The 25,445-nt window shown below is 67.3% G+C and carries 21 protein-coding genes and 1 pseudogene; 14 read left to right on the top strand and 8 right to left on the bottom strand.

The features are described from left to right. Positions 1-2 precede the first annotated feature (2 nt). Positions 3-644: a TetR/AcrR family transcriptional regulator gene (locus PV679_RS22960; protein ID WP_319682244.1), complete on the bottom strand. Its 642-nt coding sequence runs from the start codon at positions 642-644 to the stop codon at positions 3-5. 363 nt (positions 645-1,007) lie between these two features. On the opposite strand from PV679_RS22960, the gene PV679_RS22955 reads away from it, so the two are divergent. The 4 genes from PV679_RS22955 to PV679_RS22940 all read left to right on the top strand — a co-directional run bounded on the left by PV679_RS22955 (position 1,008) and on the right by PV679_RS22940 (position 4,856). Continuing rightward, positions 1,008-1,907: an alpha/beta hydrolase gene (locus tag PV679_RS22955; protein ID WP_319682243.1), complete on the top strand. Its 900-nt coding sequence runs from the start codon at positions 1,008-1,010 to the stop codon at positions 1,905-1,907. A 372-nt stretch (positions 1,908-2,279) separates the two neighbouring features. Continuing rightward, positions 2,280-3,332, top strand: coding sequence for an ABC transporter permease (locus tag PV679_RS22950; protein WP_319682242.1), 1,053 nt, complete (start codon positions 2,280-2,282; stop codon positions 3,330-3,332). 207 nt (positions 3,333-3,539) lie between these two features. Then, positions 3,540-4,259 carry a malonic semialdehyde reductase gene (locus PV679_RS22945; RefSeq protein WP_319682241.1) on the top strand — a complete coding sequence of 240 codons (720 nt, stop codon included), beginning with the start codon at positions 3,540-3,542 and terminating at the stop codon, positions 4,257-4,259. Positions 4,260-4,325: 66 nt separating this feature from the next. Continuing rightward, positions 4,326-4,856, top strand: coding sequence for a MarR family winged helix-turn-helix transcriptional regulator (locus PV679_RS22940; protein ID WP_319682240.1), 531 nt, complete (start codon positions 4,326-4,328; stop codon positions 4,854-4,856). On the opposite strand, the gene PV679_RS22935 is transcribed toward PV679_RS22940, so the two are convergent. Continuing rightward, the gene (locus PV679_RS22935) at positions 4,759-5,265 is read right to left on the bottom strand and encodes a MarR family winged helix-turn-helix transcriptional regulator (protein ID WP_319682239.1); all 507 of its coding nucleotides are present in this window, start codon (positions 5,263-5,265) and stop codon (positions 4,759-4,761) included. The genes PV679_RS22940 and PV679_RS22935 overlap by 98 nt on opposite strands. 103 nt (positions 5,266-5,368) lie before the next feature. On the opposite strand from PV679_RS22935, the gene PV679_RS22930 reads away from it, so the two are divergent. The 3 genes from PV679_RS22930 (at position 5,369) to PV679_RS22920 (ending at position 8,575) form a co-directional block, all read left to right on the top strand. Then, entirely contained in the window at positions 5,369-6,286 is a 918-nt protein-coding gene (locus tag PV679_RS22930; protein WP_319682238.1) for an LLM class flavin-dependent oxidoreductase, read from the top strand. Between the two features lie 14 nt (positions 6,287-6,300). Beyond that, the gene (locus PV679_RS22925) at positions 6,301-6,909 is read left to right on the top strand and encodes a YceI family protein (RefSeq protein ID WP_319682237.1); all 609 of its coding nucleotides are present in this window, start codon (positions 6,301-6,303) and stop codon (positions 6,907-6,909) included. Between the two features lie 454 nt (positions 6,910-7,363). Beyond that, positions 7,364-8,575 carry a S8 family peptidase gene (locus PV679_RS22920; RefSeq protein WP_319682236.1) on the top strand — a complete coding sequence of 404 codons (1,212 nt, stop codon included), beginning with the start codon at positions 7,364-7,366 and terminating at the stop codon, positions 8,573-8,575. A gap of 139 nt (positions 8,576-8,714) precedes the next feature. Here PV679_RS22920 and PV679_RS22915 read toward each other — a convergent pair whose 3' ends face one another. Further along, positions 8,715-10,181, bottom strand: a complete 1,467-nt coding sequence (locus PV679_RS22915; protein WP_319682235.1) for an aldehyde dehydrogenase family protein — start codon at positions 10,179-10,181, stop codon at positions 8,715-8,717. A 654-nt stretch (positions 10,182-10,835) separates the two neighbouring features. On the opposite strand from PV679_RS22915, the gene PV679_RS22910 reads away from it, so the two are divergent. The 4 genes from PV679_RS22910 (at position 10,836) to PV679_RS22895 (ending at position 14,509) form a co-directional block, all read left to right on the top strand. Continuing rightward, complete coding sequence (locus PV679_RS22910; protein ID WP_319682234.1) at positions 10,836-11,999, top strand: NAD(P)-dependent alcohol dehydrogenase; 1,164 nt, start codon at positions 10,836-10,838, stop codon at positions 11,997-11,999. A gap of 44 nt (positions 12,000-12,043) precedes the next feature. Further along, on the top strand, positions 12,044-13,114 hold the full coding sequence (locus PV679_RS22905) for an MBL fold metallo-hydrolase (RefSeq protein ID WP_319682233.1): 1,071 nt from the start codon (positions 12,044-12,046) through the stop codon (positions 13,112-13,114). A gap of 127 nt (positions 13,115-13,241) precedes the next feature. After that, positions 13,242-13,799: a MarR family winged helix-turn-helix transcriptional regulator gene (locus PV679_RS22900; RefSeq protein WP_319682232.1), complete on the top strand. Its 558-nt coding sequence runs from the start codon at positions 13,242-13,244 to the stop codon at positions 13,797-13,799. A gap of 68 nt (positions 13,800-13,867) precedes the next feature. Then, positions 13,868-14,509, top strand: coding sequence for a hemerythrin domain-containing protein (locus PV679_RS22895; RefSeq protein WP_319682231.1), 642 nt, complete (start codon positions 13,868-13,870; stop codon positions 14,507-14,509). Between the two features lie 107 nt (positions 14,510-14,616). Here PV679_RS22895 and msuE read toward each other — a convergent pair whose 3' ends face one another. The 4 genes and pseudogenes from msuE to bla all read right to left on the bottom strand — a co-directional run bounded on the left by msuE (position 14,617) and on the right by bla (position 18,727). Beyond that, on the bottom strand, positions 14,617-15,183 hold the full coding sequence (gene msuE / locus PV679_RS22890; protein WP_319682230.1) for an FMN reductase: 567 nt from the start codon (positions 15,181-15,183) through the stop codon (positions 14,617-14,619). Further along, positions 15,180-16,265 (bottom strand): annotated as a pseudogene (locus tag PV679_RS22885) (LLM class flavin-dependent oxidoreductase). The gene msuE and the pseudogene PV679_RS22885 overlap by 4 nt, the downstream one beginning before the upstream one ends. 42 nt (positions 16,266-16,307) lie before the next feature. Continuing rightward, positions 16,308-17,324 (bottom strand): glutathione S-transferase family protein, encoded by a 1,017-nt coding sequence (locus tag PV679_RS22880; protein ID WP_319682229.1) that lies wholly within the window; start codon positions 17,322-17,324, stop codon positions 16,308-16,310. 485 nt (positions 17,325-17,809) lie between these two features. Beyond that, positions 17,810-18,727: a class A beta-lactamase gene (bla, locus tag PV679_RS22875; protein ID WP_319682228.1), complete on the bottom strand. Its 918-nt coding sequence runs from the start codon at positions 18,725-18,727 to the stop codon at positions 17,810-17,812. A gap of 709 nt (positions 18,728-19,436) precedes the next feature. Here bla and PV679_RS22870 point away from each other — a divergent pair. Together PV679_RS22870 and PV679_RS22865 are read left to right on the top strand one after the other, a co-directional pair. After that, positions 19,437-21,086, top strand: coding sequence for a penicillin-binding transpeptidase domain-containing protein (locus PV679_RS22870; protein WP_319682227.1), 1,650 nt, complete (start codon positions 19,437-19,439; stop codon positions 21,084-21,086). Between the two features lie 386 nt (positions 21,087-21,472). Continuing rightward, positions 21,473-22,261: an AfsR/SARP family transcriptional regulator gene (locus tag PV679_RS22865; RefSeq protein ID WP_319682226.1), complete on the top strand. Its 789-nt coding sequence runs from the start codon at positions 21,473-21,475 to the stop codon at positions 22,259-22,261. Between the two features lie 119 nt (positions 22,262-22,380). Here the strand turns inward: PV679_RS22865 and PV679_RS22860 are convergent, their stop codons facing one another. Further along, on the bottom strand, positions 22,381-23,619 hold the full coding sequence (locus PV679_RS22860; protein ID WP_319682225.1) for an aminotransferase class V-fold PLP-dependent enzyme: 1,239 nt from the start codon (positions 23,617-23,619) through the stop codon (positions 22,381-22,383). 269 nt (positions 23,620-23,888) lie between these two features. Here PV679_RS22860 and lat point away from each other — a divergent pair, with 269 nt between their 5' ends. After that, positions 23,889-25,256: an L-lysine 6-transaminase gene (gene lat / locus PV679_RS22855; RefSeq protein WP_319682224.1), complete on the top strand. Its 1,368-nt coding sequence runs from the start codon at positions 23,889-23,891 to the stop codon at positions 25,254-25,256. Positions 25,257-25,445: the final 189 nt, after the last annotated feature.

Here is a 25,445-nt window from a genome sequence, read left to right as displayed (position 1 = left end):
TGCTACGCCTCCAACACAGCCGCCTCGGACCCGTCCGCCGCCGCGTCACTCGCGGCTTCCTCGGGGCGCGGCTCGACGGCGATCTGCGTGTCGATGATCGCCTTCGCCGCCGCCATGATGCCCGTCGGCATCACCGTGCGACGCACCAAGGCGTATGCCAGGCCACCGTCGAAGAGGATGGCGAGCTGCTCGGCAAGAGCTTCCGGCTCCCGGGCTCCGGCCAGCGCGGCCTGGCGGGTGAAGTACGCCTGGAGGTCCAGCTTGTAGTCGGCCGCGATCGTGCGCGCCGGATGGGACGGGACCGACAGCTCGGCGGCTGCGTTGATCAGCGGGCAGCCACGGAAGTCCTCTTTGGTGGTGTCCCGCTGCGCGGCTGCGAACACCGAGAGGATTCTGGCAACCGGCGAACCATGGTCGTCCGCCGGCAGGTAGCCCGCCAGAATGCTCGTCCCTGTTCCCGTCAGATATTCGGCCACCAGCTCGTCCTTGCCGGCGAACCGCTTGTACATCGAGCGCTTCGACACACCGGCCACCTCGCAGATCAAGTCCACACCCGTGGCATTGATACCGCGGCTGTAGAACAGCTCGCTGGCCGTCTGTACGAGGCGCTCCTTCACTCGGTCGACTTTGGGTGACACGCTCATGCCGCGAGTCTAACGCGCGGTTCGCCCATGGGAAACAAGTCGGTGTACTTCCCGGCTGAAGGAGGCAGAACCCTTTCCTTGTGCCGTTCTGGAGAAGCCGGATGTCGCACGGGAGAAGCCAGGGAGAGTCCATGGCGACCACCTGGATGGCCTACATCACCGGGCACGGCGCCCTCTTCGTCCGCCTGTGACGTGGTCGAGCAGGCCGGGGCGGAGTCGGGTGGCTGGCGACGCTCTCCGGACTCACCCGGCCGTAACGTGGGGGCCGGAAATCTCCGGCTCGCCGGATGCGGCGCCGCGCCGCACTATGAGTCCGACGGCGTCTGCCACAGTGACGCAGCTACGAGCCGGGAGGTTTCTTCCATGGCCTGCTACGTGTCGCGCAGCTCGTTGCGCCTCGCCGCGATCCTCACGTCGCTCTGCACATGTCTCACAGCCACCGCGCTGACGACATCGAGCGCGTTCGCGGCCCAAGAACACAACGCGTCGAAGTCGCTCGTGTCGGAGCTTGCGGACTGCAAGGCGCCGAAGACGGGAAAGCCCACGGTCGTGCTCATCCACGGCGCTTGGGCCGGCACATCGAGCTGGAGCGGTGAAGTGAAGCTGTTGCGGGAGGCCGGCTATCCCGTGCGCGCCATCGGCAACCCGCTCCGGAATCTCACCAGCGACTCCCAGACGGTCGCCGACTTCCTCCGTACCATCAAGGGCCCGGTTGTGCTGGCCGGCCATTCGTACGGCGGTTCGGTCATCACCAACGCGGCGGCTCAGGCCAACAACGTGAAGGCTCTCGTCTACGTCGACGCCGCGGCGCCGGCGATCGGGGAGACCACCGGAGAGCTCAGCGGCAAGACGTCGGCCCTCAACACGTCTCCTCCCGAGAAGCTGTACGACAAGGTGCCGTATCCGGGAGCGCCGAGAGGCGCGGCGGACCTGTACCTCAAGAAGGACATCTTCCTCAAGAACTTCGCGAGGGACCTGCCGGCCGGTCGGGCGACCGACCTCTGGGCCACGCAGCGGGCCGCCTCCAGCGCGGCGTTCAGTACGCCGTCGAAGTACGAGGCGTGGAAGAAGATCCCTTCCTGGTACTTCATCAGTACCGGCGACCAGATCATCACTCCGGAGTCCGAGCGGGCGATGGCGCGACGAGCTCACTCCAAGGTCACGGAGTTCAAGGGCGGCTCCCACCTGACGCTCATCTCTCATCCGGACGCCGTGTCCTCGGTGATCGGTTCGGCGATCTGCTCGGTCCGCGGATCGCGCTGACAGCGATCGAAACCGGTCCGCGGAGATGCGGTGAAAGGGCGCCTGACGGGCTTCGGCCCAGGTCAGGTGCCCTTTCTGGTGCCTGGAAGAAACCGGGCTTCCCCGGCGAGTGCCTAAGAGCTGTCCGTGCGCCTTCGCCTTGCGATGCACCGCATCCGACGCCGCGCGCTGATCCACCAGGGAGTACGGGACAGCCCTCAGCGGCCGATTCTCTCATCAAGGAGTGTGTATAGTTCGTTGTGCAACGAACTAAATCGGTTGCCTCGCTGCCGGCTGTCCCTTCTCCGGCGGCGAGGCGTTCCTCATTTCTGCATCACCGACGTCGGAAGCCCTCGCGCTTAGTCCGGCCCGCTCACCAGCAAGGACCACGACATGCCCCGCACGCCCATCGAAACCCGCGGCACCGAGGACCGCTCCTTGTCCGCCGTGGGTGGCCACGTTCGGCCCGCTCCTGTCCGGGCGGGGCTGAGTGGAAGCAAGGCGATATTGATGCCGGTCGCCATCGTGGTGGTGATCGGCGCGATCTTCATCAGTGTGTATCTCGCGGCCTTCCACGCGCCGGTGCCACGCGATCTGCCCGTCGCCGTGGTCGGCACGGCCGCTGACGCGGAGCGCATGGAGACACTGCTGGAGGACCGGGCCCCGGGTGCCTTCCTTGTCAGAGCGCTCCCGGACGAGGGCGCGGCACGCGCCGCCGTCGAGCACGGGAAGGTCTTCGCCGCCTACGCGTCACGAGCGGCGGACGGCCCTCTGGTGCTCTACGCCGGAGCGCACGGCCCGTCGGTCACCGGCTTCGTCACGGAGGCCTTCGCTCAGGCCGCCGCTGACGGAGAAAGGCTGAAGAGCCTCGATGTCGTACCGGCATCACCACGGGACACACGTGGGCTTGTTGTGTTCTACACGACATTCGGTCTGGTGTTGTCCGGTTACCTGTTCGGCATCATGACCTACCAATTGGCGCCCCGCATCGCGTTGCGCCAACGACTGGCCAGCCTCGCCGCGTTCGGAGTCGGCGGTGGAGTGGTCGTGGCGGCCATCGTCCGTGTCTTCGATGTGCTGCCCGCGCCTTTTCTCGGTGTCGTCGGCCTGGTGGCACTGGTCGCCCTCGCCGTAGGGGCCGCCACCATGACACTGGTACGCACCTTTGGTGTTGTCGGCTCCAGCAGCGCGGCGGTGTTGTTCATGACGCTCGGCAACGCCACCAGTGGTGGCAGTCTGCCCGCCGACTTCCTTCCCGGCTGGCTCCATCCGTTCTCGTTCGTCCTGCCCGTCGGAGTGGGAGTGCGAGCCGTCAACGGGCTGGCGTTTTTCCACGGGGACGGTGTGGCCAGGGCCGTAGTGGTACTGAGTGCCTGGACGCTGGCCGGCGTCATCGGTCTCTGGTTCCGCGAGAGGTTCCTCGCGCGCCGGACGGAGGGGCACTGACCGCGAAGGCCGGTCGGATGCGCTGGGCGAGCCCGGCGGAAGCCCGCAGAGCCGTTGTCAGCAGGCATCCCGTCCAGGCCCCACGCATCGGCTGTCCGCTCAGGACCTGGATCGCGTGTCCAGGCGCTCCGTCCATCACCCGTCCGGCATGTCTTCCGGCCGGCCACCCGGCCACCGGATCGTTGCCTCACCGCGTTCATGCCCGGTGTGGCCCCTCCTCGGTACCGCGGACCGGACCCACCACTCCGGGCGCGCGACGAGGAGCCAAACAGAAACAAGGAATCCCTTCATGACTTCGATCGACTCGACCACCTCGTCCGACCTCTTCGAGGGGAGTTCCTCGCTCTCGAACCCACCGCCCGGGAGCTGCTGTTCACCGCGGCCCGCACGCCGAACAGCTTCACTGACGAGCCGGTTTCTGACGAGCAGCTCAGGGCTATTTGGGAGCTGGCCAAGTGGCCTCCGACCTCGGCGAACACCAACCCCATGCGCGTGCTCTACCTACGCACCGAGCCGGCCCGGGAGCGGCTGATCCCGCATCTGGCCGAAGGCAACCGGGACAAGAGTGCCTCCGCGCCGGTGATCGCCGTGCTGGCCTACGACACCCAGTACACGGAACACGTGCCTCGGCTGCTGCCGTTCCGTCCTGAAATAAAGGAGATGCTCGAAGCCGACCCCGTCCACCATCAGGAGCAGGCCCGCTTCAACTCGGCGCTCCAGGCCGGCTACTTCCTGCTGTCCGTCCGGGCCGCCGGACTGACCGCGGGGCCTCTGGGTGGATTCGACGCCGCAGGAGTGGACCGCGAGTTCTTCCCGGAAGGCCGGCTCAGGTCCTTCCTCGTCGTCAACATCGGCAGGCCCGGCGACAACCCCTGGTTCGAGCGGCTCCCGCGCCTGGAGTACGAGGAGGCCGTCCGACTGATCTGACCACGCCCGGTACGGGCGGGACGCCCGTCCCGTCCTGCCGGCCGACTGACCACGTACGGAGTCACCATGTCCACACTGATCCCTTCACCACCGGAGCGCGGTTCGCACGAGAAGCAGACCGTTCGAGCCTTTCTCGGCGCCGCACGACTCCTCTCGGAACAACTGGCCCAGGAGCTGCGCCGCGCGACAGGTATGCGGCAGATCCATTACGAGATCCTGGGGTGGCTCGAAGAAGCCCCCGGACACCGGATGGGCATGGGCGACCTGGCCCGCCGGTCCGCGGTGTCACCGAGCCGGCTGTCGCATCTCGTCGACCGGCTGGAGGAGCGGGACTGGGTACGCCGCCTGGACAGCCCACGGGACGGGCGCGCTCATCTGACGGAACTCAGTGCCGCCGGTCTGACCGCTCTCCGAGAGGCAGCACCGTGGCAGGCCCGGTCCGCGCACGCGCGCCTGCTGGAGCACCTCTCCGAGGAGCAGATCGGTCAGCTTCGGCAGATCAGCGAGATCCTGCTGGGCCGGCTGACCGGCCAGGCGGCGACGGACGGGGCTGACCCGGCCGGGCAGCACCGTGAACCCGGTGCAGGAACTCACTGACCGGCAGCGCTTCTTCGGGCCGCAGGTACCGCCCGAAGTGATGCCGGATGCCTTCGAGATGGATCCGTGAGGCCTCGGCGAGCCGACGGCGGCCGTCGTCGGTGAGTACAGCGTGGACAACACGCCGGTCCTCCGCCGAGTGCAGCCGCTCCACCAGCCCAGCCTTGTCCATACGCTCCAACAGGCGGGTCAGACCGCCGGTGCTGTAGACGATGGCGTCGGCGAGGTCGCTCATGCGCATCCGGCCCTCGCGCGACTCCGACAGACGCAGCAGCACGTCGTACTGGGACAAGGTGAGCCCTGCCCGCTCACTCATCTCGCGCTCCATCGCGCGGGTGATGTGGTGGTAGGCGAGGATGAAATCCCGCCATGAGCCCAGGGCCCGCCGGTCCAGTTCGTCGTCATGCATGCGTCGGCTCCGCTCCACCCGAGAAATATATCTGTACCCGCAATAGTTACACCGGCAGATACATTACGCCGGCCGCTGCCGGCGCCCCAGCAGGGAGAAGACCATGGGAATCCCGACCGGTTCCGTCGGACTCAACATCGACCCGTCCTCCACCGGCCTTGAGACAGCACGTCGGCTGGCACAACTGGCGGACGAGTCCGGACTCGACTTCGTCGGAGTACAGGACCACCTCTACCATCCGGAATTCCTCGACGCCTGGACACTGATCACCTCGCTGGCGGCCACCACACAGCGCGTGACCTTCATGACCAACGTCGCCAACACCGTGCTCCGGCCTCCGGCGCCACTGATCAAGGCCGCCTCCACGCTCAGCACCCTGAGCGGAGGCAGAGTCGTCCTCGGTGTGGGCGCGGGAGCCGCGCCTCCGGCGACCGCCGCGTACGGCGGACCCCAGTACAGCCCGGCCCAGGCCACCGATGCCTTCGAGGAAGCCATGCGGGTGATGAAGGCCATGAGCGACCCGGCGCAGCGCGCCGTGCGCTTCGACGGGAAGTACCACCGCGTCAGCGGCGCGCACCCCGGACCGCTTCCGGCGCGGCCAGTACCGATCATGGTGGGCTCGTACGGGCCCCGCATGCTCAGGATCACCGGCCGGCTGGGCGACGGCTGGCTGCCCACCAACAGCTACGCTCCGCCGGAGCGGGTGCCGGAGCTTCAGCGGGTGATCGACGAGGCCGCCACCGCGGCGGGCCGTGACCCGAGGTCCGTCCAGCGCATCTACAACGTCATGGGAACCGTCACGGACGACGGCAACCCGGTCTTCGAGGGCCAGAACCTCGTCGGCCCGCCCGGATTCTGGGTGGACACACTGCACCGTTACCGCGAAGAGCTGGGCTTTGACTCCTTCCTCTTCTGGCCCGTCAACGCGGACAGCGAGGCTCAGGCGGCGCTCTTCGCCGAGAAGGTCGCCCCGCATGTCCGGCTCCCTCGTCAGCCGTCCGCCCGAGGAGCACAACTGTGACCGCCTCTCCGGTCATGCCCGCCACCACCGACGCGACCCCGGCCGCGTTGCCCACCGGAACCTGGCACATCGATCCACTGCACTCCAGCGTCGGATTCGTGGCAAGGCACCTGGGGTTCGTCCGGGTCCGCGGCCGCTTCTCGGACGTTGAGGGAACCGTCCACATCACCGACCCGGCCGGGAATTCGAGCGCCGAGGTGCGCGTCGCCACGGCGACGGTCGACACCGGGGTTCCCGTGCGTGATCAACACCTCCGCTCGCCGGAGTTCTTCGATTCCGCGAGCCATCCCGTCATGGAGTTCCACGGTCACGCGGTTCGCCGCGAGGCCGGTCACTGGTCCATGGACGGCGACCTCACCATCGCGGGCACAACCCGGCCGGTGACGCTCGTCGGTGAATTCCTGGGCGAGGACATCTTCCCGTTCACGGGAGGACGCCGTCTGGGCTTCACCGGGCGCGCCAGGGTCGATCGCCGCGAGTTCGGCGTCTCGGGGCTGCCGCCGCTGCCGGGAGCAACGATCTTTGTGGGCGCGGAGGTTGATATCGAGCTGGATATCAGCATGGTCGAGCACGACGTGCGTCCCTTCGCCGAACAGATCCTCGGGCGCTCGCTCGCGCTCTAGGGCGTGTTTCGAAAGTCCCGCCTGGCTCGCGACGCCTGGCACGCACGCTCGCCGCGTTGTCGGAGTCGTCCCAGTACATCCAGTACGCGAACGATCCTCCGCCTTGCGATCGCACGCACCAGACGCCGCGAGCCCCGCCCCAGGGGGCGGACGGCGCTACTTTCGAAACACGCCCTAGACGCTGTCTGACACATCCCGCCTGTCCCACGACGGTGCCGCGCCCGGTGTGAGGCGCGGTCATCGGAAGGGACCGGCCGGTTGATTGCCGTGTTGTGACGCCCTGGAAACGCGTCGTAACGCCCTATGTCCGGGTCATGACATCTCCCGGAAACACCTTGTTGCCCTCGAACGGCCCGGTGCATCGTCGCTGTGCGGCGTCCGACTCCCGTACGCCGCAGCCGAGTTGAGCGCGTACAGCACATCGGCGCGCCACCGATCGAGGAGGACCAACTCCATGGCAGCAGCGCGTACCCCCCAGCGGCGGCTCGCCACGGCAATCGCCACCGCGGCGACCGTGGCGGCGATCGTCGGAGCAGGCACCGCGCTTCCCGCCCAGGCCGCACCGGCCGAGGGCAGAGTCCTGCACGCCGGCGCCGCCGAGGCGATCAGCGGCAGCTACATCGTCACTTTGAAGAAGACGGCGGGATTCACGGCATCCGCCACACAGGGCAAGCGGCTCGTCGCGGAATACGGCGGCAAGGTGAACCGGACCTACACGTCCGCGCTGAACGGTTACGCCGCCACTCTCAGCGCTACGGAGGCCAAGCGTCTGGCGGCCGACCCCGCCGTCGCCTCGGTCGAGCAGGACCAGAAGGTCTATGCCACCGGTACGCAGACCAACGCCCCGTGGGGCCTGGACCGCGTCGACCAGGCGAACCTTCCGCTGAACGGCACCTACTCGTACCCGGATTCGGCGGGCGGCGGCACGACCGTTTACGTCCTGGACACCGGTGTTCGCATCACCCATCAGCAGATCGCCGGCCGGGCGTCCTACGGCTATGACTTCGTCGACAACGACGCGACCGCCCAGGACGGTTACGGTCACGGCACGCACGTCGCCACAACCGTCGCCGGCACCACCTACGGTGTGGCCAAGCAGGCGAAGATCGTCGCCGTTCGGGTCCTCGGCAACGACGGCTCCGGTACGACCGCCGGTGTCATCGCGGGCGTGGACTGGATAACCGCGAACCACGTCGCTTCCTCCGTGGCCAATGTGTCGCTCGGCGGCGGGGCCAGCACAACGCTCGACAACGCGGTGAAGAACTCGATCGCGTCCGGCGTGACCTACTCCATCGCGGCCGGCAACTCGGGCGCCTCCGCGGCGAACTACTCGCCCGCGCGGGTGCCCACAGCGATCACCGTGGGTGCCACAACAAGGACGGACGCGCGGGCCTCGTACTCCAACTACGGCTCCACCGTGGACATCTTCGCTCCCGGATCCGCCATCACGGCGGGCTGGAACACTTCCGACACGGCCACCTACACCGGCGACGGCACCTCCTTCGCCGCGCCGCACGTCTCCGGAGCCGCGGCCGTCTACCTGACCAACCATCCCGGTGCCTCTCCGGCGGCGGTGGCCACCGCGCTGACCAACGGCGCGACGTCCAACGTCCTGTCCGGCATCGGTTCCGGCTCGCCCAACAAGCTGCTCAGGCTTGTTCCGTAACAGCGCGTACGCGAGGCACGCCTCGTGGTTGAGTCCCGCCGCTCAGGGCCCGAGCGGCGGGACTTCCGTGCTTCACCGGATATATCCCGGCTCCGGGCGGGCGGCCGACCGGTACGGGCCGGCCGGCCGCCACCGGACATCAGGCGGCGCGAGGAGCGGGGTGGACGATGTGCTTGGTCTCCTGGAACTCCTCCAGCCCACGCACTCCGTTGAGCCGGCCGACTCCGCTCTGCTTGAAGCCGCCTTCCTCCATCTGGTCGACGATGACGGCCCAGGTGTTGGCCCAGACCGTACCGGCCTCCAGCTCACGGCCGACACGCAGCGGGCGGTCGACGTCGCGGGTCCACACACTCGCGGCAAGTCCGTAATCGGTGGCATTGGCGCGCGCGATCGCGTCGGCCTCGTCGTCGAAGATCTCGAAGGTGGCCACCGGGCCGAAGACCTCCTGCTGGACGATGGGGAGCTGGACGTCGTCCGTCTCCACCAGGCTCGGACGGAAAAAGGCGCCCGCGGCCAGCGGACCCTCGGTGACGACACCGCCACGTACGAGAATCTTGGCGTAGGCACCGGCGTCGGCGACGACCCGGTCCACGCGCTCGGCGTTCGCCTTGTCGATCAGCGGGCCCATTTGGCTGGCCGGGTCGGTGCCCGGTCCGACACGTACCGACTCCAGCGCGGCCGAGAGCCGGGTGCGCAGTTCGTCGGCGATGCCCCGCTGGACCAGAATCCTGCTGCCGGTCATGCAGAACTGACCGGTGAAGGTCGTGATCGCCGCGGTCAGGACGGGCACGGCGGCATCGAGATCGGCATCGTCGAAGACGATCATCGGCGTCTTGCCGCCCAGTTCGAGTGACATGCCCTTCAGGTGCTGGGAGGCGTCGGACATGATGCTCCGCCCGACTCCGGTGCTGCCTGTGTAGCTGATCACGTCCACGTCCGGATCCGCGACGATCAGCCGGGCACCGGCGCTGCCGGACTCGGTGAAGGTGTTGACCACCCCGGCGGGCAGGCTCTTGGTGGACCGCAGGATCTCGTAGAGCAGTCCGTTGGTGAGGCCGGTCTGGCCCGGCAGCTTCATCGCGACGGTGCAGCCGGCCGCCAGAGCCGGTGCGAAGGAGCGTACGGACAGGATCACGGGGGAGTTCCAGGGAGCGATGACCCCGGCGACTCCGGCCGGCTGCCGCAGTGTCATCGAGTACAGGCCCGGCTTGACCTCGGCGGCGCGGCCGGAGTCGGTCAGGGCCAGCGCTCCGTAGTAGCGGATCTTGGAGATGGTCAGATCGATCTCCAGAGTGGCCTCGGGAATGATCTTTCCGTTTTCGAGGGAGAGGAGCTCGATGAGTTCCTCGCGCCGTTCGGTCATCCTGTCGGCCAGCTCGAACAGTGCCTTTGCGCGCAGATCACGGTCGCGGGCCCAGTCACCGGCGCGGAAAGCGCGCCGGGCGGCGTCGATGGCGGCTCGGGCCTCGTCCGCACCGCCGTCGGCGAAGGTGCCCAGCACCGCGCCGGTCGCGGGGTTGATCGATTCGGTGGACTTGGCGGAGTCGGTCCAGGCCCCGTCGATGAGGTTCCGAGCGTGTACCGGGCGAGTGGAAGAGGGGGACATGAAGGTGTCTCCTGGCAGTGAGTGTGCCGGTGGATGGTGAGTGGATGCGGCTGTCCGCCGCGTGAGGCGTCTGTTCGGTGCGCGACCGATGACGACAGTGTCTGTGGACGACAGTGTGTGTGGACGGCGGTGTTTTTGCTTCGGCGGGCGAAGGGTCCGGTGCCGCTCCCGGGATTCCGGATCTCCCGCCGTCCACGGCGAAGGCTCGGCCGCGGTTGAACGGTCTGTGCCGATGCGCCAGGGATGAACCCAGGCTACAGCGGATCAGGTTCTTGCGATTTCTATGACGCTCTGAGCTGGATATTCGCTGATGAGGTGACCATAGTCCATCACAATCGTTCGTTACGCAACGAATGATAGCAGCCGGTCTTTCGCGACGGGTCCGCTCGGCGGCCCTCTGGTGCCAGAGGGTGAGCTCGAAGAGGAGGCATGGTGGAAGAGGGTCCGGATGCGGCCTTGACGGGCGTGAGGCATCGACTTATGGTTAGTTGCACAACGAACTAAATGGCAGACGGTGCGGCCCCTTGGGAGCGACACACGTAGCCATCGCAGGTTCACTCTTCAGGCCCGCAGCAGTGGCTGACGGACCCCCGCTCCGCCCAGGAACGCACCCGCGCCTGGCAGCGCCGCGGACATCCGGTTTGGAGAATCACCATGGCGGCAGAAGAGGGCTCTCCCTCCCCGCACACCACCCGTTCCACCGCTTCGTCACAGGCCGTCAGAGCGGCCGTGGTCCGTGACAAAGGCGGCCCCTTCCTCTTCGAGGAACTCGAACTCGATACGGCACTGCGCCCCGACGAGGTGCTGGTGAAGGTGGCCGCCACCGGCGTCTGCCAGACCGATGTGCACGTACGCGACCAGGCCCTGCCGACCCCGCTGCCCGCCGTCCTGGGACACGAGGGCGCGGGAGTGGTCGAGCGGGTCGGCAGTGGTGTCACCACCGTCGTCCCTGGTGACCGCGTCATCATGTCGTACCAGGCATGCGGCCACTGCGGCCCGTGCCTGCGCGGTCAGTACACGTACTGCGAGGCGGCCTTCCCCATCAACTTCGGCGGCTCGCGACTCGACGGCACCAACGCCCTGCGCGACGCCGATGGCACCCCGGTCCACGGGCACTTCTTCGGCCAGTCGTCCTTCGCCACGCACGCTCTGGCCACCGAACGCAATGTGGTCAAGGTCGACGACAGTGTGCCGCTGGAGCTGCTCGGCCCGCTCGGCTGCGGCATGCAGACCGGCGCCGGAGCGGTTCTGAACTCGCTCCAGGTTCCCGCCGGATCCAGCGTGGTCGTCATCGGGGCAGGAGCGGTCGGTCTGGCCGCGGTCATGGCCGCGCGTGTGGCCGGCGCCGCCTCCGTCATCGCGGTGGACGTCATTCCCGAGCGGCTGGCCCTGGCCGCCGAACTCGGCGCCACCCACACGGTCAACGGGAAGGAAGAGGACACCGCGGCGCGCATCGCCGAGATCACCGGTACCGGCGCGGACTACGTCCTGGAGATCACCGGACGGCCGGAGATGCTCACACTGGCCGTCGACGCGCTCGCCCCGCTGGGCACCGCGGCCCTCATCGGCGGAGCCCCGGCCGGCACCCGGGCACAGGTGGACATGAACGCTCTCCTGGGTGGCCGCACGATCCGCGGAATCGCCCAGGGCGACTCCATCCCGCAGCTTTTCATCCCTCAGCTCATCGACCTCTACAAGGCCGGCGAGTTCCCCTTCGACCGCCTCGTCGCTTTCTACGACTTCGACGACATCAACCAGGCGGTCGCCGACACCCGCAGCGGCAAGGTCATCAAGCCGGTCCTGCGTATCCACTCGTAGCGGTGCCACAAGCCGCTGCCCGACCTGCTCAAGAGAGAACAGACATGACCGACAACCAGCACAAGAAGTTCGGCGAGCCGACCGACCGTTACGGGATCGGCGCGGCCGGAATGCCGCTCAACACTCTCGCCGACTACCGGCCGATACCGGCGGACTCCTACGGCTCCCTGTTCCTTCCGGACCGTCTCACCAAGGGCTACCACGTCGAGGAGATGAACGACGGCGTCTACTACGTGACTTCGGGTGCCTATGACGCGATGTTCGTCGTGACGGGCAGTGGAGTCGTCGTCGTCGACGCTCCGCCGCTCCTCGGCACGAACATGCTCAGGGCCATCAAGGAGGTCACGGACGCGCCGGTCACCCACCTCATCTACAGCCACTGGCACTCCGACCACATCGGCGCCGCCGGGATCTTCGGACCGGATGTGAAGGTCATCTCCCACGAGTACACGCGGGAAATGATCCAGCGCTGGCCGGACCTGGGCGGCGAGCGGGGACTGCCCGTGCCGACCGAGACGTTCTCCACCAACGAGACCCTCGAAGTGGGCGGCGTGAAGCTGCAGCTCGACTACAAGGGTGTCAACCACACTCCGGGCAACATCTTCATCTACGCGCCGAAGCAGAAGGTCCTCGCGGCCATCGACATCATCAGCCCCGGCTGGAGCGCCTTCAAGCACTGCGACGCCTCGGAGAACATCCGCGGCTGGGCCGAGGCCCACGACTGGATCCTGGACTACGACTTCAAGGCCGTCGTCTCCGGACACGTCAACCGCTGGGGCACCCGTGAGGACGCTGTCGCCTCCCGCGCGTACACCAACGACATCGTCGATTTCGCCAAGGAGGCCCTCGACCAGGCGGAGGACCTGGAGTTCATCCAGCGCAACGGCTTCAGCAACGCCTGGGTGCTGTGGGAGAACTACTTCAACGAGATGACCAACTACGTCACCAAGAAGACCCTGGAGAAGGTCACCGACAACGGCCAGAACTGGGGCGAACGCCTGGCCGGCGCCGACGTGATGACGAAGTACCACGCCTACTCCATCCTTGAGGCGCTCCGCCTGGAGTACGGCATGGTCACCGGATTCGAGAAGCGGATCATCCCCCAGGATTCTTGATCCTCCCGGGGATTCGCCGGGGCCGGGAGAGCGCGGAATCCCGGCCCCGGCGGCCCTTCTCGCGCCCTGTCCGAGTGGCCGGCCAACGGCCGTACAATTCGTTGAGTAACGAATGATTGGAGTGGTTGTGGATCTTCCTGCCCATGAAGAAGCGCCGGCCGGGACCGTGGAAGCGGACGGCTCGCCGCGGGAAGGGGCCGACCAGTCCCCGTCGGTCGCTCTCTCTCCGTCCAGGCCGCTGAGCACGACCGAACGGGACGTGTGGCTCGGCTTCCTCTGCACCCATCTGCAGTTGCTTCGCACGCTCGACCGGAAGCTCCTGGACAGCCAGCGCATCGCGATGTCCTCCTATGAGGTTCTGCTGTGTCTGGCGGAGTCTCCCGAGGGCCGCGTCCGGATGAAGGACATCGCCTCCTCCCTGCTGATCAGCCGTAGTGGCCTGACCCGCATTGTCGACGACCTCGAACGCCAGGGTTATGTGGCACGGCAGAAATGCCCCACCGACGCCCGCGGGATGGACGCGGTCCTGACCGCGGCGGGCCGCACCGCCTACCGCCGCGCACGGAAGGTCCATCTGACCAACCTGCGCAAGGACTTCCTCGACAAGCTCAGCGCGGAGCAGCTTCAGTTCCTCAGTGAGATCTGGAAGACCGTCGCCGTGGACGAGCCCGGCGCCGAGGTCTGACCTTCCCGGGTACGCGCGGCGTGTTCCCGGGCCGACAATCCATGCCCGTGAAAGGACCGTACCGACCCATGACCGACCTGGACAGCCCGAGAGATCCCGCACCGGCCGCCGCCGTCTCCGCCCCGCCGGGCGGAGACGGCGGACTGTGGCCGGACGGGTCCCTGGATGAGGCCACCCGTCCCCGGGCGCCCCGGACCTCCGCCGATGAGACCGCGCCTTCCGCGCCGTACCCCGGCGGGACCGGAGCACGGCTGATACGTATCCACGCCGGACTCCGTCAGGAGATGGCGCAGATCCAGGACGCCGTGGCGCAGATCGCGATCGGCGCCAGTGATCCCGCCGCCGCGCGGTCGCTGATCAACAGCCTCACCCTGCGGCAGAACTACTGGACGCTGGGCTCCTTCTGCGCGGCCTACTGCCGCACACTCACGACCCACCACACCATCGAGGACCAGGTCATGTTCCCTGAGCTGGAGGCCCGCCAGGCATCGCTCGGGCCGGTGGTGCAGCGGCTGGAGGCGGAACACGAAGTCATCGCCGAGGCACTGACCGCACTGGACAAGGCCCTGGTCGCACTCGTCCGAGGCGACGCCACGATCGAGGATGTCCAGAGCCGCACAGATCTCCTCGACCGGATTCTGATATCCCACCTGGACTACGAAGAGGCCGAACTCGTCGGCCCGCTGGACCGGCTCGGGATCCACGTCTGAACTCCGCGGTGGTTCAGAAGGTCGTGCGGGGGCCGGAGTCGGCCCCCGCACGTTTTGGCAGTGTGCGGGGGTCTCTTCCGTGGCGGGTCCGTGAGGGAGCCGCCGGGTCAGCCGGGGAGTGAATGCCGTGCGGCGGCCAAAGCCCTCGCGACAGGCACCACATCGTCGACGGCCATCTCGACGCGCTCATAGACCTCGGGATTGAGGATCGTGGTGCCGTCGAAGTCGCCGGCGCTCAGATAGATCCCGGCCGGGGCCGTCCATGCCTGGAGGAAGGCGAACAGAGGACGCATGGCGTGCTCGATGACCAGCGAGTGCCGGTCGCTGCCGCCCGTGGCGGCGAGCATCACGGGCTTGGCGGCGAGGGCGTACTGGTCCATGAAGTCGACGAAGTGTTTGAACAGGCCCGTGTACGAGCCCCGGAAGACCGGAGTCGCCGCGATGACGAGGTCTGCACTTTCCACGGCCCGCACGGCGTCCTCGGAGCCCGCGTCGAGCTGTTCACGTTCCAGAGCTCCGGTGAACCCGGGCCCGAGAGTGTGGATCTCGATGATCCGCGACTCGATCGGCGTCCGGGAGGCGATGGTCTGGAGGATCAGCTCCACCAGTGCTTTGGTCTTCGACGGGGAGCGCACGGTGCCGACCAGGGCGACGACGCGCAGTGAATCGCTCATGCCACCGGTTCCTGTCCCGAAACCCGTCCGGCCGACTCCTGGAGAGAGGCGATCTCCTTGCGCACCACCGGTGCCACCTCGCCGCCGTACAGTTCGATGGACTTGAGCATCTCCTTCTGGGGCACGTCACCGAATCCCATCTGGATCATCATGCGGTCGTGATGGAAGACCTCGTACTGCGCCATGATCTTGTCGATGATCTCCTGAGGGCTGCCGAGGAAGAACGCCCCGGCGCCGCTCGCCTGCGCCTCGTAGGCCAGCCGTGGCATGGGCACACCCTGCCCGCGCTGGTGGTGGTTGGCCATCCAGCCCGCCTGAAAATACGGGTGCGAGACATCAATGGCCTCACGGCGGGTGGCCGCCAGGAAGCCGGGAGAACTGATCGACACCTTGAGCTTCGACGCGTCGTGTCCGAAGTCCTTGGCGCTCTTGCGGTACAGGTCGACGAACGGAGCGAACTGACGGTAGTTGCCGCCGATGATCGCGAGCGACAGCGGCAGGTTCAGCTTGGCCGCCCGTACGACCGAGGCCGGTGTCCCGCCCACCGCGACTCACACCGGCAGCTCGCGATCCGGCCGCGGGGTGATGTCCGCGTTCCGCAGGGCCGGCCGCAGAGAGCCCCGCCAGGTGACCGGATGCCGGTCGCGCAGCCGCAGCAGCAGATCGAGTTTCTCCGCGAAGAGCTGCGCGTAGTCGCTCAAGTCGTATCCGAAGAGCGGGAACGACTCGGTGTACGAACCGCGTCCCGCGATGATTTCGGCGCGTCCCTCGGATATCAGGTCCAACGTGGCGAACTGCTGGAAGACCCGGACGGGGTCGTCCGAACTCAGCACGGTCACCGCGCTGGACAGTTTGATGTTGCGGGTCCGCTCGGCCATCGCGGTCAGTACGACCGCGGGAGCGGAGACCGCGAAGTCGGAGCGGTGGTGCTCACCGACCGCGAACACGTCCAGGCCGGCGTCATCGGCCGCCGTCGCCTGCTCGATCAGCTCACGCAGCCGGACGCCCGGCCGTGGCGGGACGCCCGTGGCGGGGTCCGGTGTCAGTTCGCCGAAGTGGTAGATGCCGAGTTCGAAGGCCATGGTGGCCGCCTTTCTACGGATGAGGTGCGACAAGGAGAGGGCTCACGCGCGGTCGGCGCGGCCGATGGAAGGGACCGCCTCCGCGGCCGGCACCGGGTCCGGAGCGGTTCCGTCGCCGAAGGGCCGCCCGCCGAGCCGCTCCCGGTGGTGCGGTATGAGCCAGGTGGAAGGATCGGGGCCGACCGCCACCACACGCGTGGGATTGATGTCGGTGTGGACCTGGTAGTAGTGCCGTCTGATGTGGTCGAAGTCGACCGTGTCGCCGAAGCCCGGCGTCTGGAACAGGTCCCGGGCATAGGCCCACAACACCGGGTCTTCGCTGAGTTTGTTACGACCACACTTGAAGTGGCCGTGATACACCGCGTCGAAGCGGACCAGCGTGGTGAACAGCCGGATGTCGGCCTCGGTGATGGTGTCACCGACCAGGTACCGCTGTGTGGACAGGCGCTCCGAGAGCCGGTCGAGCCGGCTGAACAGGCGCCCGACGGCCTCGTCGTAGGTCCGCTGGTCTCTGGCGAAACCAGCCTGGTAGACACCGTTGTTGACGTCCCGGTAGACGGCATCGACCACGTCGTCTATCTCGTCGCGGAGCGGCACGGGATAGAGATCCGGCGCGCCTTCGCGGTGAAGCGCGGTCCACTCGGTCGCGAAATCCAGAGTGATGCGCTGAAAATCGTTCGTGACAAGTCTTCCACTGGGCACGTCGACAATCGCCGGAACACTGACTCCGCCCGGATATCCCTGCTCGCGGGCGTCGTAGGCCTCGCTGAGGAATCCGATCCCGAGCACGGGGTCCTTGTCGTCGGGATCCAGGGTGAACCGCCAACTGCGCTCGTCCTGGATGGGGTCGGTGACGGCCAGCGAGATCGCTCCCTCAAGGCCGAGCAACCGACGCGAGATCATCGCGCGGTTGGCCCACGGGCAGGCACGGCTGACCACCAGCCGGTACTGTCCCGCTCGCACGGGCCAGCCGTCCCGGCCGTCCGCCGTGATCCGGTCCGCGAAGTGACTGGCGGATCTTTTGAACTCGGTGTCGTCGTTGTGGTCGGTGGTGACCATCGCACCTTCCTTCGCTGAGGCGCGGTGCGGCACTTGGCCGCGGCGCGCCGGGGTGGATCCCGGTGTCCCGAACGTCCGCGTCCCGTGCCGTGCCGTGCGGCACGAGACGGACCGGCGCCGGGCCTATGAGACGTATTGGACGGCCAGAGCCGTCGGGTGAGATATTTAGTTCGTTGCGCAACGAATTGTATGCCCCCATGGAGAGCTGGTCAAAGGCGCTTTCACCAGCGGAAATGGGCTCCGAGGTGGCCCGAGGTCGCTTGTGCGGCACAAGCGGATGGCCGGATTGCGGCGCGAGGAGACGCGGCCGGGCAGCGGCTCTGAGTGAGGTGCCCTCCGGGCGGACTCGCGCACTGCGTCCTTGAGCGGGCCACCAGCCGTGATCCGGCTGCGGGCGGCGGCCGGGTCGGGCGCGACGGCAGCGACCCGCGGCGCCACCGGCCCGTGGTACCGGGCCGTCTCCCGCCTGGAGATGGTGCGGCGGGTCAGGTGAGATCGGAGACGATCTGTGTGGTGGTTTCCGCGATCAGGGAGTCTTTGGGCGGGGTGTCGTATCCGGATCGGTCGGACATGACGGCCATCACGAGCGGGGCGGTGTGCGGCGGCCACGCGACGGCGATGTGGTTGGCTCTGCCGTAGTCGCCGGTGCCGGTCTTGTCGGCCACCGTCCATCCCTGGGGAAGCCCGGCCCGGATGCGCTTGGCGCCGGTGGTGTTGCGTTCGAGCCAGTCTGTGAGCAGGGCGCGCTTGTCGGCGGCCAGCGCGTCACCGAGCACAAGCTTGTGGTAGTCGGCGGCGATGGCCCGAGGAGTGGTGGTGTCGCGCGGGTCTTGTGGCGGGTCTCTGTTCAGCTCGGGCTCGTAGTGGTCCATGCGGCTGGTGGTGTCTCCGAGTCCGCGCAGATACGCGGTCAACTGTGCCGGACCGCCGATGTCCCGCATCAGCAGGTTGCCTGCCGTGCCGTCGCTGTAGCGGATGGCGGCATCACACAGTTGCCTGATGGTCATTCCGGTCGCGATGTGATCCTTGGTGATCGGCGAGATGGAATTCACGTCGGCCTTGGTGTATGTGACGCGCAGGTCCAGATGACCGAGTGGGTTTCGGTGCAGGACCGCCGCCGCGGCGAGAGTCTTGAAGGTGGAGCAGAACGCGAAACGCTCGTCCGCACGGTAGACCACCGTGGCGCCGGTTTCGGTTGCCAGGGCGTACACACCCAGGCGGGCATCGTGCTTGCGTTCGAGCGCCGCGAACCGCGAACCGTCCCGGGAGCCGGCGGAACGGCGACCCGGTGTCAGGGACGACCCGGAGGCAGAGCGATCACCTGCGTCGCATCCCGCCAGAGGCAGCAGAGTCGCTGATACCAGCAAAGCGCGGCGGGACGGGCCGGACTGCTCAGAGGACATTCGGTCGTACCTGCTTTCACTTGCCCGGCGTCCTGCCATCGACGTCGCCGTGCCAGACGCCGTAACGAAGCCCGTGAGGGCGGTCGCGGGAGCCGGGGGAGGGCCCTGAGCAGGGCTCCAGCGCCGGCTCGACGCGCTGGAGGAAACCGGGTGTGACCTGATCTTCTCCGAGAGGATCAGCACCCGCATCAAGGAGCGGCAGCAGTGCGCCCATGCGATGGAATGCGCGTACGACGACTCCGTCAGTGGCGGACGGTTACCGGCATCCCTGACCGGGCTCGCCGCCGACGTCCTCTCCCTCGACGTATCGGGGATGGTGCGGAGAGAGGGCCGAGAGCGGGCGGAGAGGATCGGACAGTGAGGACGCGCCGGCAGCTCCAGGCAAGCACAGCCGGTCGTACGATCTGATCTTGTCGGGCTTTCTGGATCGGTCCGCCGAATCGATTGGATTCAGTCAATTTGGCTCGGAAAGGCGAACGTTTCTGACTTGATTCCTCCAACGGTCTAGTCCAATCTCCGCGCGGAGGGCGACCGATTCGCACCGACCTTCCCTATATCCTCGGCCGGAGGATGTCCCTTTGATGGCTCCTTACCTGCGACTTCGGCCGGTTATTGCCTTTGTTCGAGGTAATTCTGTCGCACTCCTGGGCTGTCCTGAACGCCGCGTGCGGGGAGTGGCGGGAGGGCAAGCTGGCATAGCCTGGGTCCCATGACGCATTCCGACAGCTATGGTGATTACTCGTCGCACCGCAGGCGTCGATCCCGTGGTCGGACGATCGTCTGGGTGGTCGCCGCGCTGGCCGTGACCGCGGGGATCGGTTACTGGGGGTATTCCACCTTGGTGGCCGACGAGGTCTCGGACCCCCAAGTGGTGGCCGCGACGGTGGAGTTCGAAAAGTTCTTCGATGCCTGGGAGGCGGGCGACGTCAGGCGGGCCGGCCGGCTGACGAACACCCCGGACAAGGCGGAATCGCTGATTAAATCCGTCATGACGAACCTTGAGCCGTCGAAGACCGAGATCAGCGCCGGTACCGGCGAGCGGAGAGCGGAAGGGGAAGTCGAAATTCCGTTCACTGTGAAGATGGCTGTTCCGCGAGCGGGTGACTACGCGTGGGACTCGAAAGCGAAGGCCGTCGGGAGCGGCGATAAATGGAAGATTGAATTCCATACCGAGATGGTCCATCCGGAGATGGTTCCCGGGCAGACGCTCGCTCTCGAATCCCGGGACCGCGCCGCCATCCTCGACAAGAACGGCGAGGAGCTGCAGTCCGCCTCACTCGTCGGTCTGGTCGACGCCAGGACCGGTAAGGGAGTGTCGGGCCTTGAGGCGTTCTACGACGAGCAGCTCACCGGCGGCTCGGGCCTGTCGAGGTCGGTCGTGGTCGTGGACCGCCAGTCCGGCCACGTGGTGAAGAAGCTCACCGGCACCGGGCCGAGCCAGGGCAAGCCGGTGCGGACGACCATCGATCCGCTGGTCCAGGGAGCCGCCGCCGAAGCTCTGACCGGAGTGAAGAAGAACGCGGCGATCGTCGCCATCGACCCTTCCAACGGCCAGATCCTGGCCGCCGCGAACATGCCATCCGGTATGAACCGCGCGCTGGAGGGCCGCTATCCGCCCGGCTCCACCTTCAAGGTGGTGACGGCCGCCGCTCTGCTGAAGCAGGGTATGAAGCCGTCGGACCGGGCGGACTGTCCGAAGTTCGCCACGGTCAACGGCCAACGCTTCGAGAACCAGGACCAGTTCGTACTGCCCGCCGGATCGACGTTCCGCGACAACTTCGCGCACTCCTGCAACACCTTCTTCGTCAACTCCAGCGCGAAGCTGTCCGGGTCCACCCTGCACGACACCGCGGAGGCGTTCGGTATCGGCGGCACCTGGGACGTGGGCACCACGACGTACGACGGCAGTGTCCCGGTCGCCGGCAGCGCGAACGACAAGGCCGCCTCCACCATCGGGCAGGCCCGGGTGCAGGCGTCGCCGTTGGTGATGGCCTCGATCGCGGCAACGGTGAAGGAAGGTGTCTTCAAGCAACCCTCCCTGGTGCCCGCCGCCGTGAAGAAGCGGTACGAGGCTCCCGCCCGGCTGGACGCCGGTGTGGTCGACGCACTGCGCGGCATGATGCGCGCGACCGTCACCGACGGGGCCGGCCGGGCCCTCAGGGACCTCCCCGGTGAGCCGCACGCGAAGACGGGCACGGCCGAGTTCGGCACCGAGACCCCGCCGCGCACACACGCCTGGATGATCGGCTACCAGGGCGACCGGAATCTCGCCTGGTCGGTCCTGCTGGAGGACGGCGGGTCGGGCGGTTCCGACGCGGGTCCCATCGCGGCGAAATTCCTCAAGAACCTCATCGGATGACACTTCGAGAATCCATGTGCTCCTGAAATCGCAAAGAGATACGGGGGATCAGTTGTGAAGAGAACGAGAAGGGCGATTCGGCGAGTGTGTCGGTCTTCCGGAAAGACCGGCACGGGCTCACGGTCACACTCCAGCGACGGCTTCGCCTGCTCTGGCCCGACGACCACGCCGCGAGGCGCGGTGCCGGGGCACGCCGGGCCGACGAGACATGAGGAAATAGCCCTGGGCGTGAAGTGACGGGCCGGACTCGGGCGTGTCCGGCGCGATCCCACGAAGATCCGCCGGACAGGCCGTCAGCGCAAGCACGGTTGCGAACACGCGATACGCCGATGCCATGTCCACCCTTCTCGGGCGAGGGCGTGGTTCCTTCACAAGGGGGATCCGCCATGAACACCTGGAATGACGTGACGATCCGGCTTCTCGGTCTGGTGACTCTCGTAAAAGGCACCGTTCCCATACCCATCCGAGGACAGCGGCAGCGGCGTTTCCTCGCGTCGCTGGCGCTGCGACCCGGCCAGGTCATCTCCAAGGAAGCCATCATCGAGGACTCGTGGGACGGCGAGCCGCCCCTGACCGTCTCGGGACAGTTGCAGACCTCGGCCTGGATGATCCGTACGGCCCTGGCGGAGGCGGGGCTGGCCCGCGACGCACTCGGCTCGCACGACTGCGGCTACGAGTTGCGGGTGCCGCCGGAATCCATCGATCTGTTCGTCTTCCGGGAGACGGTACGCAACGTCCGGGGCCTGCACGCGTGCGGAAAGCACAAGGACGCCTCCGAGCGGCTCGATGCCGCGCTGGCCCTGTGGAAGGGACCGGCCTTCGCCGACGTCACCTCCAGCCGGCTGCGTCTGCGCGGGGAGACCCTGGAAGAGGAGCGGACGGCGGCTGTCGAACTGCGTGCGCTGATCGACGTCGGTCTCGGACACTACTGCGACGCGATCACACGGCTGTCGGAACTGGTCGACCGCGATCCGCTTCGCGAGGACCTGTATGTCAGCCTCATGAAGGCCTACTACGCGGAGGGCCGCCAGGCCGACGCGATCCAGGTCTTCCACCGGGCGAAGGACATCCTGCGGGAGCAGATCGGGATCAGCCCGGGCGAGAGGATGACGAGAGTGATGCAGGCCATCCTGCGTCAGGACGACCACGCGCTGCGTGTCAGCACTCCGGCGTGAAGTGACGGCGTCCGACGGGATGAGGCCGTTGAAGAACACGTGAGGGCGAACGTGCGCCGGGGCCGCGCTTGTCGCGGCGGCCCTGGCCCGGCCGCGGTCCCGGGCAGCGGACGCCTCGTTCACCGTCGAACGGTACGAGCGGCTCCGGTTCGGCGGGACGAGCGCCCCGGTAGAAGCTCCTGGAGCGCATCCGCCAAGTGATCGATCTCGGCTTCGGTGTTGTAGAAGTTCGCCGAGACCCGGAGAAGCGGCCGATTCGGCCGTTCGGCCACCGCCACTTCGATCCGGAAGCGTTCCCAGAGCCATTGGCGCAGCTCGCTCGCTCGTGTTCCCTCGGGCAGGCGGAACGCCACCATCCCGCCGGACAGGGCCACCGACTCGGGCGTGGCCGGTTCGAGGCCCTGCCGGCCCGTGAGGCGTTGGCGTGCGTGGTCCGCCAGCTCGCGTCTGCGCGAGCGGATCCTGTTGTGTCCGAGCTCCGCCTGAAAGTCGATCGACTCAGGCATCGCCAGCCATGGGCAGATGTCCCGCGTTCCCTCGCATTCGAGCCTGCGCAGTCGCGGTGTGCTGCCGAACCGGTCGCGTTCGTCCGGGAGCCCGGTGTCCGGCGGTGGCTGGTACGCCCAGCTCACCTGCGGCGGTTCGAGGCTCTCCTCGTGTCCCGGGCCGATGTGCAGGAAGCCGACGCCGGTCGGTGCGAGGAGCCACTTGTGGCCGCTGCCCGCATAGAAGTCGTACGGTATGTCGGCCAGGTTCAGGTCGATGAACGCCGGCGCGTGGGCGCCGTCGATCACGGTCACGATGCCGCGTCGGCGGGCCTCTTCGCACAACTCCCTGGCGGGCAGGACCAGTCCGGTCGACGAGACGACATGACTGAAGGACAGCAGCCGGGTTCGCGGGCTCATCGCGGCGACGGCGGCGTCGACGATCTCGCCGGGGTCGGCGGGCAGGTCCGGCAGCCGGAATGTCCTCAGCTCCAGGCCCTGCCGCCGTGCCATCCGCTCCCAGCACCAGCGCATCGGCGTGTACTCGTGCTCGGTCAGCAGGATCTCGCCCGGCGCGGCCAGGCTCAGCGAGGACGCCACCAGATTGACGGCCCCGGTCACGTTGGTGGTGAGGACCAGACGGTGCGGGTCTCCGCCCAGGAATCCGGCCAGACGCTCCCGTGCCTTCCACAGCAGCGGAGGAACCTCGCGCAGCAGAAAATCCATCGGGCCGCCGGCGAGGTGAGTGCGGAGTCCGGTGACGCGCTCGAAGGCTCGGCGTGGCAGTGGCCCGCCGGAGCCGGTATTGAGGTTGACGACGGTGGGGTCGAGCAGCATGCGGCCACGGGCACTGTCCCAGTCGGCAACGACCATGTCGTGATCTCCCGCCAAATTCAGAGAAAAAAGAGGAGGCCCGTCAGCATTCGGTCGACGTGCAGCAGAGTAGCAGCCGCCGCGCGATGTCGAACAGGCGGCTTTCTGCCGTTGACAGAAAGCCGCGAAGAGAACTCCGAGAGAGCTGGAAGAGGGCCCCAAGAGCAGTACAGGGCAGGATGACAGTGCGAAACGCGCAGTTCACCGCCGTGGCAAGCCGGCGCTTGAAAGTTCTGATAATTCATCCTGCTCTACAGGAGTTCTCACATATGGGTGAACAAGAATGTCGTCCTGACTGTCACCATTCGGAAACGGGAAACCTGAAGGCTCGGGACGTGCATCGCGCTCTTGAGCCCCACGTGCTTGTGGACGGCTACGATCTTGTTCTCGACTTTTCCGCCAGCTCCGGTACCTGGCTTGTCGACGCCGTCACAAAGAATCGCTATCTCGACCTCTTCTCATTCTTTGCCTCGGCGCCACTCGGTATGAATCCGCCCTGCATCGCCGACGACCCGGAATTTATGCGGGAGCTGGCCGCCGCAGCCGTCAACAAGCCGTCCAACCCGGACCTTTACTCGGTTCCGTACGCCAGGTTCGTCAAGACCTTCGCCCGGGTGCTCGGTGACCCGCGGTTGCCGCACCTGTTCTTTGTGGACGGCGGGGCGCTGGCCGTGGAGAACGCGCTCAAGGCGGCCCTCGACTGGCGGGCACAGAAGCTGGGCCTCGACGAGCAGGCCGTCAACAATCTCCAGGTCCTGCACCTGGAGCGGTCGTTCCACGGTCGCAGTGGCTACACCATGTCGCTGACGAACACCGAGCCGGCAAAAACCGCCCGCTATCCCAAGTTCACCTGGCCACGGATCCCGTCTCCCGCACTTCAGCACCCGCTGGCCCAGCACGCCAGGGCCAATGAGGAGGCCGAGCGGCAGGCGCTGGAAGCCGCCGAGTCGGCGTTCCGTGCCGCGGACGGCATGATCGCCTGCTTTATCGCCGAGCCGATCCAGGGCGAGGGCGGGGACAACCATCTCAGCGCGGGCTTCCTCCAGGCGATGCACCGGCTCTGCCGCGAGTACGACGCACTGTTCCTGCTCGACGAGGTGCAGAGCGGCTGCGGGATCACCGGCACCGCGTGGGCCTACCAACAGCTCGGCCTGCAGCCGGACCTGGTGGCGTTCGGCAAGAAGACCCAGGTCTGCGGCGTGATGGGCGGTGGCCGGATCGATGAGGTTCCGGACAATGTCTTCACCGTCTCGTCCCGGATCAGCTCGACCTGGGGCGGCAACCTCGCCGACATGGTCCGGGCCACTCGGATACTTGAGACGATCGAGCGTACGCAGCTCTTCGAGACCGTCGTCCAGTGCGGCAAGTACTTCCGCGACGGACTCGAAGCCCTGGCCACCGAGCACCCCGCGGTCGTGACCAATGCCCGGGGCCGCGGTCTGATGTGCGCTGTCGACCTGCCGGACAGCCGGCTCCGTGACGACGTCCTGCGACGGATGTACCGGGAACACCAGGTGATCGCGCTGCCGTGCGGCGAACGCGGCCTCAGGTTCCGCCCACCGCTGACGATCAGTGAGAGTGAGATCGACCAGGCCCTTGAGGCGCTGGCGCACAGCGTCGAACCGCTTACGACCTGACGCACCGGTGTAGTCCCAGCGGAGAACAGCACGACACATGGCGCGTCGCCCGGTGACCCACGAACTCCGGGCGGCATCCTCGCGCCGTCTCATCGGCACGTTCGCATACATCCCGCATGACGGAGAGCCCACGAATGATGTCAGCACGGTACCCGAGGACTGCCGCGGACTGGACTGCCCGCATCGAAG

This window comes from Streptomyces sp. AK02-01A (assembly GCF_033795305.1).
GTDB lineage: Bacteria > Actinomycetota > Actinomycetes > Streptomycetales > Streptomycetaceae > Streptomyces.
Note: the sequence above shows the minus strand (reverse complement) of the source record. Positions and strands in the feature narration are given on the sequence as shown.